The 13644-nt window shown below is 62.1% G+C and carries 28 protein-coding genes; all 28 read left to right on the top strand.

Annotation, left to right across the window (positions count from 1 at the left end):
- On the top strand, window positions 1-603 hold a 603-nt coding region (locus D579_RS0111380), incomplete at its 5' end, for an EF-Tu/IF-2/RF-3 family GTPase (RefSeq protein ID WP_026289516.1).
- A 5-nt stretch (window positions 604-608) separates the two neighbouring features.
- Window positions 609-920 carry a 30S ribosomal protein S10 gene (gene rpsJ / locus D579_RS0111375; protein ID WP_017941070.1) on the top strand — a complete coding sequence of 104 codons (312 nt, stop codon included), beginning with the start codon at window positions 609-611 and terminating at the stop codon, window positions 918-920.
- Between the two features lie 110 nt (window positions 921-1030).
- On the top strand, window positions 1031-1675 hold the full coding sequence (gene rplC, locus D579_RS0111370; protein WP_018146460.1) for a 50S ribosomal protein L3: 645 nt from the start codon (window positions 1031-1033) through the stop codon (window positions 1673-1675).
- 4 nt (window positions 1676-1679) lie between these two features.
- Entirely contained in the window at window positions 1680-2285 is a 606-nt protein-coding gene (gene rplD / locus D579_RS0111365; RefSeq protein ID WP_018168211.1) for a 50S ribosomal protein L4, read from the top strand.
- Window positions 2282-2578 (top strand): 50S ribosomal protein L23, encoded by a 297-nt coding sequence (gene rplW / locus D579_RS0111360; protein ID WP_018146458.1) that lies wholly within the window; start codon window positions 2282-2284, stop codon window positions 2576-2578. The genes rplD and rplW overlap by 4 nt, the downstream gene beginning before the upstream one ends.
- A 2-nt stretch (window positions 2579-2580) precedes the next feature.
- Window positions 2581-3402: a 50S ribosomal protein L2 gene (gene rplB / locus D579_RS0111355; RefSeq protein WP_018168210.1), complete on the top strand. Its 822-nt coding sequence runs from the start codon at window positions 2581-2583 to the stop codon at window positions 3400-3402.
- A 12-nt stretch (window positions 3403-3414) separates the two neighbouring features.
- The gene (rpsS, locus tag D579_RS0111350) at window positions 3415-3687 is read left to right on the top strand and encodes a 30S ribosomal protein S19 (protein WP_018146456.1); all 273 of its coding nucleotides are present in this window, start codon (window positions 3415-3417) and stop codon (window positions 3685-3687) included.
- 9 nt (window positions 3688-3696) lie between these two features.
- A complete protein-coding gene (rplV, locus tag D579_RS0111345) occupies window positions 3697-4038 on the top strand; it encodes a 50S ribosomal protein L22 (RefSeq protein ID WP_018146455.1) in 342 nt (113 codons plus the stop codon).
- 2 nt (window positions 4039-4040) lie between these two features.
- Window positions 4041-4721, top strand: coding sequence for a 30S ribosomal protein S3 (gene rpsC, locus D579_RS0111340; protein WP_018146454.1), 681 nt, complete (start codon window positions 4041-4043; stop codon window positions 4719-4721).
- A 10-nt stretch (window positions 4722-4731) separates the two neighbouring features.
- Complete coding sequence (gene rplP, locus D579_RS0111335; protein ID WP_017941078.1) at window positions 4732-5145, top strand: 50S ribosomal protein L16; 414 nt, start codon at window positions 4732-4734, stop codon at window positions 5143-5145.
- Window positions 5145-5339, top strand: a complete 195-nt coding sequence (gene rpmC / locus D579_RS0111330; protein WP_018168209.1) for a 50S ribosomal protein L29 — start codon at window positions 5145-5147, stop codon at window positions 5337-5339. Before rplP ends, rpmC begins: the two co-directional genes overlap by 1 nt.
- A 4-nt stretch (window positions 5340-5343) precedes the next feature.
- Window positions 5344-5610: a 30S ribosomal protein S17 gene (rpsQ, locus tag D579_RS0111325; RefSeq protein ID WP_018952085.1), complete on the top strand. Its 267-nt coding sequence runs from the start codon at window positions 5344-5346 to the stop codon at window positions 5608-5610.
- Window positions 5611-5632: 22 nt separating this feature from the next.
- Window positions 5633-6001 (top strand): 50S ribosomal protein L14, encoded by a 369-nt coding sequence (gene rplN, locus D579_RS0111320; RefSeq protein WP_018146451.1) that lies wholly within the window; start codon window positions 5633-5635, stop codon window positions 5999-6001.
- Between the two features lie 7 nt (window positions 6002-6008).
- Complete coding sequence (gene rplX / locus D579_RS0111315) at window positions 6009-6323, top strand: 50S ribosomal protein L24 (protein WP_018146450.1); 315 nt, start codon at window positions 6009-6011, stop codon at window positions 6321-6323.
- A gap of 18 nt (window positions 6324-6341) precedes the next feature.
- Entirely contained in the window at window positions 6342-6881 is a 540-nt protein-coding gene (gene rplE / locus D579_RS0111310; RefSeq protein WP_018146449.1) for a 50S ribosomal protein L5, read from the top strand.
- 15 nt (window positions 6882-6896) lie between these two features.
- Entirely contained in the window at window positions 6897-7202 is a 306-nt protein-coding gene (rpsN, locus tag D579_RS0111305; protein WP_019563614.1) for a 30S ribosomal protein S14, read from the top strand.
- A gap of 14 nt (window positions 7203-7216) precedes the next feature.
- Window positions 7217-7609, top strand: coding sequence for a 30S ribosomal protein S8 (gene rpsH, locus D579_RS0111300; RefSeq protein ID WP_018952084.1), 393 nt, complete (start codon window positions 7217-7219; stop codon window positions 7607-7609).
- A 10-nt stretch (window positions 7610-7619) separates the two neighbouring features.
- Entirely contained in the window at window positions 7620-8150 is a 531-nt protein-coding gene (rplF, locus tag D579_RS0111295) for a 50S ribosomal protein L6 (RefSeq protein WP_018168207.1), read from the top strand.
- 10 nt (window positions 8151-8160) lie between these two features.
- The gene (rplR, locus tag D579_RS0111290) at window positions 8161-8514 is read left to right on the top strand and encodes a 50S ribosomal protein L18 (RefSeq protein ID WP_018168206.1); all 354 of its coding nucleotides are present in this window, start codon (window positions 8161-8163) and stop codon (window positions 8512-8514) included.
- 26 nt (window positions 8515-8540) lie between these two features.
- Window positions 8541-9047 carry a 30S ribosomal protein S5 gene (rpsE, locus tag D579_RS0111285; RefSeq protein ID WP_018146444.1) on the top strand — a complete coding sequence of 169 codons (507 nt, stop codon included), beginning with the start codon at window positions 8541-8543 and terminating at the stop codon, window positions 9045-9047.
- 3 nt (window positions 9048-9050) lie between these two features.
- Window positions 9051-9230: a 50S ribosomal protein L30 gene (gene rpmD, locus D579_RS0111280; RefSeq protein ID WP_018168205.1), complete on the top strand. Its 180-nt coding sequence runs from the start codon at window positions 9051-9053 to the stop codon at window positions 9228-9230.
- 2 nt (window positions 9231-9232) lie between these two features.
- Window positions 9233-9664: a 50S ribosomal protein L15 gene (gene rplO, locus D579_RS0111275; RefSeq protein WP_018146442.1), complete on the top strand. Its 432-nt coding sequence runs from the start codon at window positions 9233-9235 to the stop codon at window positions 9662-9664.
- A gap of 3 nt (window positions 9665-9667) precedes the next feature.
- A complete protein-coding gene (gene secY / locus D579_RS0111270; protein WP_018146441.1) occupies window positions 9668-11014 on the top strand; it encodes a preprotein translocase subunit SecY in 1347 nt (448 codons plus the stop codon).
- Between the two features lie 15 nt (window positions 11015-11029).
- On the top strand, window positions 11030-11143 hold the full coding sequence (rpmJ, locus tag D579_RS14880) for a 50S ribosomal protein L36 (protein WP_077277041.1): 114 nt from the start codon (window positions 11030-11032) through the stop codon (window positions 11141-11143).
- A 66-nt stretch (window positions 11144-11209) separates the two neighbouring features.
- Complete coding sequence (gene rpsM / locus D579_RS0111265) at window positions 11210-11566, top strand: 30S ribosomal protein S13 (protein ID WP_018139891.1); 357 nt, start codon at window positions 11210-11212, stop codon at window positions 11564-11566.
- Between the two features lie 21 nt (window positions 11567-11587).
- Window positions 11588-11977, top strand: a complete 390-nt coding sequence (gene rpsK, locus D579_RS0111260; RefSeq protein WP_017941093.1) for a 30S ribosomal protein S11 — start codon at window positions 11588-11590, stop codon at window positions 11975-11977.
- A gap of 15 nt (window positions 11978-11992) precedes the next feature.
- On the top strand, window positions 11993-12613 hold the full coding sequence (gene rpsD / locus D579_RS0111255) for a 30S ribosomal protein S4 (RefSeq protein ID WP_018952083.1): 621 nt from the start codon (window positions 11993-11995) through the stop codon (window positions 12611-12613).
- 30 nt (window positions 12614-12643) lie between these two features.
- Complete coding sequence (rpoA, locus tag D579_RS0111250; protein ID WP_018952082.1) at window positions 12644-13633, top strand: DNA-directed RNA polymerase subunit alpha; 990 nt, start codon at window positions 12644-12646, stop codon at window positions 13631-13633.
- Window positions 13634-13644: the final 11 nt, after the last annotated feature.

The raw sequence follows: 13644 nt of genomic DNA, 5'->3' as shown, positions 1-13644 counted from the left end.
GCGATGGACACCTGGATTCCGGAGCCGGAGCGTGCCGTGGACGGCGCGTACCTGATGCCGGTGGAAGACGTGTTCTCGATCTCCGGTCGCGGCACCGTGGTGACCGGTCGTATCGAGCGCGGCGTGGTGAAGGTGGGCGAAGAGATCGAGATCGTCGGCATTCGCGACACGCAGAAGACCACCGTCACCGGTGTCGAGATGTTCCGCAAGCTGCTGGATCAGGGCGAAGCGGGCGACAACGTCGGCATTCTGCTGCGCGGCACCAAGCGTGACGACGTCCAGCGAGGTCAGGTGCTGTGCAAGCCGGGTTCGATCACCCCGCACACCCACTTCGAGGCCGAGGTGTACATCCTGGGCAAGGAAGAGGGCGGTCGTCACACGCCGTTTTTCAACGGGTATCGTCCGCAGTTTTACTTCCGCACGACGGACGTGACGGGTTCGGTGGAGCTGCCGGAAGGCACCGAGATGGTGATGCCGGGCGACAACGTGAAGATGACGGTGTCCCTGATCAATCCGATCGCGATGGAAGACGGTCTGCGCTTTGCGATCCGCGAAGGCGGCCGCACTGTGGGCGCCGGCGTCGTCTCCAAGATTATTGAGTGAACCAGATGGCTAACCAGCGCATTCGAATTCGTCTGAAGGCCTTTGATCATCGACTGATCGACCGTTCCGCGGCCGAGATCGTCGAGACTGCGAAGCGGACCGGCGCCCGAGTCAAGGGCCCGATCCCCCTGCCGACCAAGAGCGAGGCGTATACCGTCCTGGTTTCGCCGCACGTCAACAAGGACGCGCGGGACCAGTACGAGCTGCGCACGCACAAGCGACTGATGGATATCCTCGATCCGACCGACAAGACCGTGGATGCCCTGATGAAGCTGGATCTGGCTGCAGGCGTAAATGTTCAGATCAGGCTTAACTAACGTTAAATTTTCTGCCATACTATTGGGCTTTCCGTGGCCCGGCGGAATTTTCGCCGGGCCACGGCTTTAGGGCGCTTGTTAGCGCCGTCTGATACGGAAGGGGTTTTGTAATGGCTCTTGGACTCATCGGTCGCAAGCTCGGCATGTCGCGCGTCTTTACGGACGATGGCGTCTCTGTGCCGGTTACGGTGCTACAGGTGGACAACAATCGCGTGGTCCAGATCAAGCGCACCGAAGGCGACGGCTACAACGCGGTCCAGGTGACGGCGGGCTCGCGCAAGCCGTCCCGGGTAAGCAAGCCGGAGGCTGGGCACTACGCCGCGGCGTCGGTGGAGCCCGGGCGCGGTCTGTGGGAGTTTCGCGTCGACGAGACCGACCTCGAAGGCCTGGCTGCCGGTGATGCAATCACCGTCGACCGGTTCGAGGAGGGGCAGATCGTGGATGTGACCGCTCAGAGCAAGGGCAAGGGTTTCCAGGGTGCCGTGAAGCGTCACAACTTCCGCACCCAGGATGCGACCCATGGCAACTCGCTGGCGCATCGCGCTCCGGGTTCCATCGGTCAGAACCAGAGCCCGGGCCGTGTGTTCAAGGGCAAGAAGATGGCCGGGCACATGGGCGCCGAGCGCAAAACCATCCAGAACCTCAAGGTGGTGCGCGTCGACGCTGATCGCAGCCTGGTCCTGGTTCAGGGTGCCGTGCCGGGCGCGCCGAGTACCGACGTGATGATTCGTCCGGCCGTGAAGGCGAAGGGTTAAAACAATGCAAGTTACGACTGCCGATACCGGGGCCAGCGTGGAGCTGTCCGCCACCTGCTTTGAGCGGGATTTCAATGAACCGCTGGTGCATCAGAGCGTCGTGGCTCAGCTGGCCGGCGCCCGCAGCGGGACCCGTGCCCAGAAGACCCGGGCCCAGGTCAGTGGCGGCGGCATCAAGCCGTTCCGCCAGAAAGGGACTGGGCGCGCTCGCGCTGGTACGATTCGCAGCCCGCTGTGGACGGGTGGCGGCAAGGTGTTCGCTGCGCGCACTCAGGATTTCTCGCAGAAGCTGAACAAGAAGATGTACCGCGCCGCTATGGCGTCCATCCTCTCCGAACTGCTGCGGCAGGATCGCCTGAAAGTGGTCGCTGCATTCGCCGTCGAGTCGGGCAAGACCCGTGACGGCATTGCCAAGCTCGGCGAGCTCGGCCTGGAGCGGGGGCTGGTGGTGCTGGCCGAGGATGACGCGATGACCGAACGTGCGTTGAGCAACGTCCCGCACGTGGATGTGATCGATGTGAGCGGTGTCAATCCCGCCAACCTGGTCGGGGCCGATACGGTCGTGATTACGGAAGGCGCCATCCGCAAGCTTGAGGAGTGGCTGGCATGAATTCGCGTCTGATGCAGATTATTCAGGGTCCGGTGGTGTCGGAGAAGTCGACCAACGCCGGCGAAGTGGGGCAATACGTGTTCCGTGTGCTGCCGGATGCGGACAAGGCCGAGATCAAGGCCGCGATCGAGAAGCTGTTCGAGGTTCGGGTGGAGCACGTGCGCACATTGAACCAGCAGGGCAAGAACAAGCGCTTCGGTCGCATGTTCGGGCGTCGCAACCACTGGAAAAAGGCCTATGTGGCCCTCGCTGAAGGCGAGAGCATCGACATGGGTGAAGGAGAACAGGTCTAGTCATGGCGATTATCAAGACCAATCCGACCTCTGCCGGGCGCCGTCACGCGGTGAAGATCCGCGGCGAGGGTCTGCACAAGGGGGCGCCGCACGCGGCGCTGCTCGAAAAGCAGACTCGCTCGGGCGGCCGCAACAACGCCGGCCGCATTACCACGCGGCACGTCGGTGGTGGCCACAAGCAGCGCTACCGCATCGTTGACTTCAAGCGGAACAAGGACGGCGTTCCAGGCAAGGTCGAGCGGCTGGAGTATGATCCGAACCGCAGCGCTCATTTGGCGTTAGTACTGTACTCTGACGGCGAACGCCGGTACATTATTGCGCCCCGCGGGCTGAAGCAGGGTGATGCCGTGACTAGCGGCTCGCAGGCGCCGATTCGCGTGGGTAACGCGATGCCGCTGCGCTCCATTCCGGTGGGTACGGTGATTCACTGCATCGAGATGAAGCCGGGGAAGGGAGCGCAGATTGCGCGGTCCGCCGGCGCTTCGGCCCAGGTCGTGGCACGTGAAGGCGCACACGCGACGATTCGCCTGCGCTCCGGTGAGATGCGCCGCATCCAGTCCGAGTGCCGGGCCACGATCGGCGAAGTCGGTCACAGCGAGCACAGCCTCAAGAAATTCGGGAAGGCCGGTGCCAAACGCTGGATGGGTGTCCGCCCAACCGTGCGTGGCACCGCGATGAACCCGGTCGACCACCCGCATGGTGGTGGTGAAGGTCGCAACTTCGGGCGTCACCCGGTGACCCCGTGGGGCCGCCCGACCAAGGGTTACAAGACCCGCAACAACAAACGTACCGACGGCATGATCGTGCGTCGGCGCAAGAAGTAACGGAGTGCCAGCATGCCGCGTTCACTGAAGAAAGGCCCGTTCGTCGATCATCACCTTCGCAAGAAGGTGGATGAGGCGCTCGAGAAGAACGATCGGCGTCCGATCAAGACCTGGTCGCGCCGCTCGATGATCATCCCGCAGATGGTGGGTCTCACCCTCGCGGTACACAACGGGCGTCAGCATATTCCGGTGCTGGTCAACGAAAACATGGTCGGCCACAAGCTGGGCGAGTTTGCGTTGACGCGGACCTTCAAGGGTCACATCGCCAACAAGAAGTCGCGCTGAGGACGAACGATGGAGACGATTGCAAAACTGCGCTACGCGCGCATCTCGCCGCAGAAGACGCGGCTGGTCGCCGACCAGGTTCGTGGTATGCGGGTGGAAGAGGCTCTGAACGAGTTGACTTTCAGCCCCAAAAAGCCGGCAGCGATTGTAAAAAAGGTGCTGGAGTCCGCGATTGCCAATGCGGAGAACAATGACGGTGCAGACATCGACGAGCTGCGCATCTCGCGCATCCAGATCGACGAAGGCCCGGTTCTCAAGCGCATGCAGGCGCGAGCCAAGGGTCGCGGCAACCGCATCATGAAGCGCACTAGCCACATTGTAGTGGGCGTGAGCGAGAAGGGAGCGAACTAACCATGGGTCAGAAAGTACATCCAACCGGCATCCGGCTGGGCATTTCTCGCCCGTGGTCGGCGACCTGGTACGCAGACGGTCGCGAGTTTGGTGAAACGCTGAACAACGACATCAAGCTGCGCACGTTTCTGCAGAAGAAACTTGCCCACGCGTCGGTCAGCCGAATCACCATCGAGCGTCCCGCCAAGGCCGCGCACATCACGATTCACACGGCACGTCCGGGGATTGTGATTGGCAAGAAGGGCGAGGACATCGAGAAGCTGCGCCGCGAAGTGGCAGCCGAGACGGGCCTGGAGCAGGGCAACGTCAAGATCAATATCGAAGAGGTGCGCAAGCCCGAGATCGAAGCCCAGCTGGTCGCGGAAGGTATCGCCCAGCAGCTTGAACGCCGGATTATGTTCCGTCGTGCGATGAAGCGCGCCGTGGGTAATGCGATGCGCCTGGGTGCCCAGGGCATCAAGGTGCACGTGGCCGGTCGTCTCAATGGCGCCGAGATCGCGCGTTCCGAGTGGTACCGCGAAGGCCGCGTGCCGCTGCACACCCTGCGTGCGGACATCGATTACGGTTTCGCCGAGGCGCGTACGACCTACGGGATCATCGGCGTCAAGGTGTGGATCTTCAAGGGCGAAGTTTTCGGCCTGGAACCGGTCGAAGGGACGCGCGCTGCGGCCAACGCGAGCTAGGACATAGACCATGTTGCAGCCAAAAAGAACCAAATTCCGCAAGCAGTTCAAGGGCCGGAACCGGGGCATGGCCTCCACCGGCGCCAAGGTCAGCTTCGGCGAGTACGGCCTTCAGGCCGTGGAACGCGGTCGCATTACCGCGCGCCAGATCGAGGCGGCGCGGCGTGCGATGGTGCGTCACATCAAGCGTGGCGGGAAGATCTGGATCCGGGTATTCCCGGACGTCCCGGTCACCAAGAAGCCGCTTGAAGTGCGCATGGGCAAGGGCAAGGGCGGTGTCGAGTACTGGGTCTGCAAGATCCAGCCCGGCCGCGTGCTCTACGAGATGGAAGGTGTGCATGAAGACGTTGCGCGTGAGGCAATGCGTCTGGCCGCCGCCAAGCTCCCGGTCAAGACGGTGTTTACCCGTCGGCAGGTGATGTGATGAAAGCAGAAGAGCTCAGAAAGAAGTCGGACGGCGATCTGGACCAGGAGCTGGAAGCGCTCTACAAGGAACAGTTCGGCCTTCGCATGCAGAAGTCGGTCGGGCAGCTTGCGCGCCCGGATCGTGTCGGCAAGGTGCGGCGCGAGATCGCGCAGATCAAGACGCTGATGAATGAACGTAGAAGGGCAGGTTAAGACAATGACCGAAGAAGGTTCCAGGACTCAGCGTTCCGTCGTCGGGCGCGTGATTAGCGACAGGACGGACAAGACCCGCACGGTTCTTGTCGAGCGTCGCGTCCGTCATCCGCTGTACGGGAAGTTCATTCGTCGCAGCACGAAACTGCACGTCCATGACGAAGAAAATGTATCGCGCATGGGCGATCGGGTTCGTATCCGTGAATGCCGGCCGATTTCCAAGCAGAAGCATCATGCCCTGATCGAAGTGGTCGGGCAGGACGCTCTCTGAATCGGCTGCCAGGAGATAAGTCATGATTCAAATGCAGACCGTGCTCGAGGCCGCCGATAACAGCGGTGCCCGACGCATCCAGTGCATCAAGGTGCTGGGCGGGTCGCACCGCCGGTACGCCCGGGTGGGCGACGTCATCAAGGTGAGCGTCAAGGATGCGATCCCGCGAGGCAAGGTGAAGAAGGGCGATGTCTATGACGCCGTCGTGGTGCGCACGGCCGCGGGCGTGCGCCGTGCGGATGGATCGCTGATCCGCTTCGACCGCAACGCCGCGGTCCTGCTGAACAACCAGCACCAGCCGATCGGCACCCGTATCTTCGGGCCGGTGACGCGTGAACTGCGAGGGGAGAAGTACATGAAGATTATCTCCCTCGCCCCGGAAGTGCTGTGAGGACGTGATGAACAAGATTCGCAAAGGCGACGATGTCGTCGTGATTTCTGGCAAGGACAAGGGTCGCCGGGGCACCATTATCAAGGTCCTCGATGGCAAGGTTCTGGTTCAGAACATCAACATGGTGAAGAAGCATCAGAAGCCGAACCCGCAACAGGGCGTCGGCGGTGGGATCATCGAGAAGGAAATGCCGATCGATGTGTCCAACGTGATGGTCTTCAACCCAGCAACCGACAAGGGTGATCGCGTGTCGTTCAAGACCCTGGAAGACGGCCGTAAGGTGCGGGTCTTCCGCTCGAACGGCGAAGTCGTGGACGCATAACGCGGGACGGACGGTTTTATGGAACGCTTGAGAGAAGAATACGAATCCACGGTGAAGCAGGCCCTGCGCGAGCAGTTCAGCTATGCCAACGTGATGGAAATCCCGCGTGTCACCAAGGTGACCCTGAATATGGGTCTGGGTGATGCCGTCGCGGACAAGAAGGTGATCGAGCACGCGGTCAGCGACATGACGGCCATTGCCGGGCAGAAGCCGGTCGTGACCAAGGCGCGCAAGTCGATCGCCGGGTTCAAGATCCGCGATGACTATCCGATCGGCTGCAAGGTCACCTTGCGCCGGCGGCAGATGTACGAGTTCCTGGATCGCCTGATCAGCGTAGCGCTGCCGCGCGTGCGGGACTTCCGCGGGTTTTCCGCGAAAGCCTTCGATGGCCGTGGCAACTACAGCATGGGCATCAAGGAACAGATCATCTTCCCGGAGATCGATTACGACCGTGTCGACAAATTGCGCGGCATGGACATCACGATTACCACCAGTGCAAGAACGGACGCGGAAGCCAAGGCCCTTTTGGAGGCCTTCCGATTCCCGTTCCGGCAGTAACCGAGGTAGGCGCACATGGCAAAGACATCGATGCTCGAACGCGAGAAAAAGCGCGAGCGACTGGTCAACAAGTACGCGGCCAAGCGGGCCGAACTGAAGGCGATCCTGGTCGACGAGACCAAGTCGTCCGAAGAACGCCTGGCGGCCATGCATGCGCTGCAAAAGCTGCCGCGTGATTCCGCGCGCGTTCGGCAGACGAACCGGTGCGGCGTCACTGGTCGGCCGAAAGGCTATTACCGCCGGTTTGGCCTGGGGCGCAACAAGCTGCGCGAACACGCCATGAAGGGCGAGATTCCGGGCCTGCGCAAGGCGAGCTGGTAAGGAGATTTGAACCGATGATGACCGATCCGATTTCCGACATGCTCACCCGTGTTCGCAACGCCCAGCGTGCGAACAAGGAGCAGGTCGCCATTCCTTTCAGCAAGGCCAAGGAGCGTATCCTTAAGGTCTTCGCCGATGAGGGTTTCGTAGGCGACATCCTGGTCGAGGGTGAAGTTGCCCAGAAGAAACTGGTGGTGAAGCTGAAGTACTTCGAGGGACGGCCGGTCATCGAGACCGTCGAGCGCATCTCGCGTCCGGGCCTGCGGATTTATCGCGGCAAGGACGAGCTGCCGCGAATTAACGCCGGTCTCGGGGTTGCCGTGGTCTCCACGCCACAGGGTGTCATGAGTGACCGCGCTGCCCGGGCCGCAGGCCAGGGCGGCGAAGTCCTCTGCAAGATTTACTGAGGAATCAGCCATGTCGCGCATTGCAAATCTGCCGATCAAGCTGCCGAACGGCGTCTCCGTCGAGCAGTCGGAAAGCGAGATCAAGATCAAGGGTCCGAAGGGCGAGCTACAGCTCACCTGCCCCGAAGCCGTGATCGTTACCGTCGAGGACGGGGTGGTTCGAGTGAAGGCCACGGAGAACGCGAAGAATGTCGCGTTGGCGGGTACTATTCGGGCACTCCTGGGCAATCATGTCCACGGGGTCAGCGAAGGGTTCGTCCGGGCGCTCGAGTTGGTCGGCGTCGGCTATCGCGCCCAAATGCAGGGCGCGAAGCTGAACCTGACGCTCGGGTATTCGCATCCGATCGACTTCGACATTCCGGAAGGCGTGACGGTGGAGACACCGACCCCGACCGAGGTCGTGGTCAAGGGAACGGATCGCCAGAAGGTGGGCCAGGTGGCAGCGAATATTCGCGCCTTCCGCCCGCCGGAGCCCTACAAGGGCAAGGGCGTGAAGTACAAAGACGAGCGCATCGTGCGCAAAGAAGCCAAGAAGAAGTAGGTAGGCACCAGTGGACAAGAAAGAGGCCAGACTTAAGAGGGCGCGGCGCGCACGGTTCAAGATCCGTGAGCTGGGGGTGCATCGTCTCTGTATCCACCGGACGCCGCGCCACATGTACGCGCAGATCATTGCCCCCTCGGGCGACGCGGTGCTTGCCGCGGCGTCGACCGTGGAGAAGGATCTGAAGAATGCCGGGGGTTCCACCGGCAACGCCGAGGCCGCCGCCCGCGTGGGCCAGGCCATCGCGGAGCGTGCGCGCAAAGCAGGGATCGAACAGGTCGCGTTTGACCGCGCGGGTTTTCGTTATCACGGACGGGTGAAGGCACTTGCCGACGCCGCCCGTGAAAGCGGCCTGCAGTTCTAGTCAAACGCGATTGAGCGGAGAGAGAAATGGCACGTAACGATGTAAGCGAAGCGCAGGACGGCCTCCAGGAAAAGCTGATTGGCGTCAACCGCGTTGCGAAGGTGGTCAAGGGCGGCCGGCAGTTCCGGTTTGCCGCACTGACCGTCGTCGGTGATGGCGAGGGACGAGTCGGATACGGATACGCGAAGGCGCGCGAGGTGCCGGCGGCCATTCAGAAGGCAATGCAGCAGGCGCGCATGGAAATGCGCAATGTGTCGCTGAACGAAGGCACGCTGCACTATGCGGTGAACGGGCATCATGGCGCGGCCAACGTCTACATGCAGCCGGCTTCTGAGGGTACCGGGATCATCGCCGGGGGCGCGATGCGCGCAGTGCTCGAAGTAGCGGGCGTGCGTAACGTGCTGGCAAAGTGTGTCGGTTCGCGCAACCCCATCAACGTCGTGCAGGCGACCATCGACGGGCTCACCATGGTGAACTCGCCGGAACGGGTTGCGGCCAAGCGCGGCAAGTCCGTCGACGAAGTGAAGAGCTAAGCCATGAGCAAGCTGAAACTGACACTGGTACGCAGCACCGCCGGCCGTATCGCCACGCACAAGGCGTGCGTGCGTGGACTCGGGCTGCGCAAGACCCACAGCAGCGCGATCATCGAGGCCACGCCCGAGAACATGGGCATGGTCAAGAAGGTCTCGTACCTGCTGAAGGTAGAGGAAGTCTAATCATGCGACTGAATAACATTTCCAGCCCCGACGGTGCCCGCAAGCCGGCGAAGCGCGTCGGTCGGGGGATTGGCTCCGGTCTGGGCAAGACCGGCGGCCGCGGCCACAAGGGCCAGAAGTCTCGCTCGGGTGGTTACACGAAGGTCGGGTTCGAAGGCGGCCAGATGCCGCTGCAGCGTCGCCTGCCCAAGGTGGGCTTCCGCTCGCGCAAGCAACAGTATTCGGCCGAAGTGCGTCTCAGCGAACTGGCCAAGGTCGACGGCGACGTGACCCTGGACACCCTGAAGGCTGCGGGCGTCGTGCGCAGCGATGCGCAGAGCGCCAAGATCTTCGCCTCCGGTGAAGTCTCGAAGGCCTGTGCCGTGAAGGGCGTGGGCGTCACCAAGGGCGCGCGGGCGGCGATCGAAGCCGCTGGCGGGAGCGTTGAGGCCTAAATAATGGCACGTGGAGCGACAGCACGTTCCGGTGGCGGGCTCACCGGTTTTACCGAGTTACGCCAACGCCTGCTGTTCGTTCTGGGTGCCCTGGTGGTGTACCGGATCGGTACATTCATTCCGGTGCCCGGTATTAACCCGGTGGCCGTCTCGCAGTTCTTCGAACAGCAAAGCGGGACCATCCTGGACATGTTCAACATGTTTTCCGGGGGGGCGCTGGAGCGCCTGTCGATCTTCGCCCTGGGGGTGATGCCGTACATCTCGGCCGCCATCATCATGCAGCTTCTGGCCGCGACCGTTCCGGCGCTCCAGCAGTTGAAGAAAGAGGGCGAACAGGGACGGCGCAAGATTACGCAGTACACGCGCTACGGGACCGTGGCGCTCGCGCTGTTCCAGAGTATCGGGATCGGGATTGCCTTGAATGGTCAGACCATCCAGGGGATGCCGATGGCCCTGAACCCGGGCCCGATCTTCATCTTCACCGTTGTGGTCTCGCTGGTGACGGGGACGCTGTTCCTGATGTGGCTGGGTGAACAGATTACTGAGCGCGGCATTGGCAACGGGATCTCGATCATCATCTTCGCCGGTATCGTCGCAGGGCTCCCGGGTGCGATTGGCGGAACCCTGGAGCTGGCCCGTACCGGTGAACTGGCCGCGGCATTCGTGGTGATTCTGATCGTCCTGGCCCTGGCGGTGACTGCCTTCGTGGTGTTCGTCGAGCGCGGGCAACGCCGAGTGACGATCAATTACGCCAAGCGCCAGGTTGGAAGGAAGATGGTCGGTGGCCAGTCCTCGCACCTGCCGCTGAAGCTGAACATGGCCGGGGTGATCCCGCCGATCTTCGCGTCGAGTATCATTCTGTTCCCGTCGACGTTGGGGCAGTGGTTCGGCCAGGCTGAAGGGATGGACTGGCTGCGCGAGATCTCGACGACGCTGGCCCCGGGACAGCCGCTGTACGTGATGTTCTATGCGGCCGCGATTATTTTCTTCTGCTTCTTCTATACCGCGCTGGTGTTCAATTCACGCGATACGGCGGAAAATCTGAAGAAGCAGGGCGCCTTCATTCCGGGGATCCGGCCAGGTGTCCAGACCGAGAGATTCATTGACGGGGTCATGACTCGACTGACGGCGGTGGGGGCGGTGTACATCACCGCAGTGTGCCTGCTGCCGGAGTTCCTGATCCTGTATTGGAACGTGCCCTTCTACTTTGGCGGGACCTCGCTTCTGATCATCGTGATCGTGGTGATGGATTTCATGGCGCAGTTGCAGTCGCATCTGGTGTCCCACCAGTACGAAGGCTTGATGAAGAAAGCGAATCTGAAGGGTTTCGGCGGGACCGGGATCCGCTAGACCAGGAGAAAGACCATGAAGGTACGTGCATCTGTAAAGCCGATGTGCCGGAACTGCAAAGTCATTCGGCGTAATGGCGTGGTCCGGGTGATCTGTTCCGACGCCCGCCACAAGCAGCGTCAGGGCTGAAGCTTGGCGTAACGCATAATCATTGCTACTATAGCCGGCTTTGCCGGATTTTGATGGAGAAGTTGGATGGCTCGCGTCGCTGGAATCAATATTCCTGACCAGAAGCACACGGTAATCGCGCTGACCGCGATCTATGGCATTGGCCCGACTCGGGCCGGGCTGATCTGCGATGGGGCGGGTGTGCGTCGGGACATCAAGGTGCGGGATCTGACGGATGCCGAAGTGGATGCTCTGCGCGCCCAGATCGACAAGATTCCCGTGGAAGGGGATCTGCGCCGGGAAGTCAGCATGAACATCAAGCGATTGATGGATCTGGGCTGCTACCGTGGCGTGCGCCACCGTCGCGGCCTGCCGCTGCGCGGTCAGCAGACGCAGACGAATGCACGCACCCGAAAGGGCCCGCGTCGCCCGATTCGCAAGTAATCAGACTGGGATCTCAGGTACATGGCACAAGCGCAAACACGGACCAAGAAAAAGGTCCGCAAAAATATCGCCGAGGGCGTGGCTCATGTGTACGCCACGTTCAACAACACGATCATCACGATCACCGACCGGCAGGGGAACACGATCAGCTGGGCCACCTCCGGTGGTTCGGGCTTCCGTGGTTCCCGCAAGTCGACACCGTTCGCCGCGCAGATCGCGGCCGAGCGCGCCGGGACGACAGCGGCCGAACACGGCGTGAAGAATCTCGACGTGATGGTGCGGGGCCCGGGTCCGGGTCGCGAGTCGGCGGTACGTGCGCTGAACAATGCCGGGTTCAAGATCACGAACATCAGTGATGTAACCCCGATCCCTCACAACGGCTGCCGGCCGCCCAAGAAACGCCGCGTTTAAGGCTGGAGTTGAAGAATGGCTCGTTACATTGGACCGAAATGCAAGTTGAGTCGCCGTGAAGGCGTGGACCTGGGCCTGAAGAGCGGGGTCCGTGCGCTGGAAACAAAGTGCAAGCTCGACAAGCCGCCGGGTCAGCACGGTGAACGCCGTACTCGCCTGTCGGACTACGCCGTGCAGCTGCGCGAGAAGCAGAAGCTTCGCCGCATCTACGGGGTGCTGGAAAGGCAGTTCCGCAACTATTACAAGAAGGCCGCTCAGCGCAAGGGCTCGACGGGTGAGAACCTGCTGAAGCTGCTGGAAGGTCGTCTGGATAACGTGGTGTACCGCATGGGCTTCGGCTCCACCCGCTCCGAAGCGCGCCAGCTGGTTGCGCATCGTGCGATCCAGGTGAACGGCCAGGTGGTCAACATTGCGGCCTACCAGGTGCAGCCGTCCGACGTGGTTACGGTCCGGGAGAAGGCGCGCAAGCAGGTGCGCATCCAGGACTCGATGACGCTGGCCGAGCAGACCGGGTTCCCGAGCTGGATCGAAGTGGACACCAGCAAGTTCGAGGGTACGTTCAAGGCGGTCCCGGATCGTTCGGATCTGCCTGCGGACATCAACGAGTCGCTCGTCGTCGAGCTGTACTCGAAGTAATCGTTTTTCGGCCTGGCGCCAGGAGTCACAATGCAGTCGAACGAACTGGTCAAGAAACAGCAGATCGAGGTCGAGGCCGAGAATCGGAATCAGGCCAAGGTCGCCCTCGAGCCGCTGGAACGCGGCTTCGGCCACACCCTGGGCAATGCCCTGCGACGTGTGTTGCTGTCTTCCATCCCGGGTGCCGCCATTGTCGAGGCCCGGATTGAAGGCGTGCTGCACGAGTACACCACCATCGAAGGGGTACAGGAAGATGTCGTCGACATCCTGCTGAACCTGAAGGGTGTTGCGCTGCGTATGCACAGCCGCGACGAGTCCACGCTGACCCTGAGGAAGAAGGGTCCGAGCGTGGTGACGGCCGGCGACATTCAGGTCGACCATGATGTCGAGGTGGTGAACCCGGAACACGTGATCGCGACGATCACCAAGAACGTGGATCTGGACATCACTCTGACGGCTCGCGCGGGTCGCGGGTACGAACCCGTCAGCACGCGTCGGCAAGCCGAGGGTGGGGATGACACGGGTATTGGTCGACTGTTGCTGGACGCCAGCTTCAGCCCGATTCGCCGCGTGTCCTATCGCGTCGAAAGCGCGCGTCTGGCCCAGCGGACCGATATGGATCGCCTGGTGCTAGAGCTCGAAACCAATGGTGCGATCGCCCCGGATGACGCCGTGCGGCAAGCCGCGACGATCCTCCAGGGCCAGCTGGCGCCGTTCGTGGGCTTGCAAGAAGAGTCGGCCGAAGTGGCGGGTGCCGTGGGTGGCGCGATCGATCCGGTGCTGCTGCGTCCGGTGGACGAGCTGGAACTGACGGTGCGTTCGGCCAACTGCCTGAAGGCCGAGAACCTGTACTACATTGGGGATCTCGTCCAGCGCACCGAGGTCGAGCTGCTGCGTGCGCCGAACCTCGGCAAGAAGTCGCTGACTGAAATCAAGGACACGCTGGCGACCCACGGGCTGTCGCTCGGCATGCGTCTCGAGAACTGGCCGCCGCCGGGTCTGCGCGACGACAACGAGTAATCACGGCGCCC

The sequence above is a fragment of the Thioalkalivibrio sp. AKL12 genome (assembly GCF_000377925.1).
Taxonomy (GTDB): Bacteria; Pseudomonadota; Gammaproteobacteria; order Ectothiorhodospirales; family Ectothiorhodospiraceae; genus Thioalkalivibrio; species Thioalkalivibrio versutus.
The sequence above is the reverse complement of the archived record's forward strand: the minus strand, read 5'-3'. Positions and strand labels throughout refer to the sequence as shown.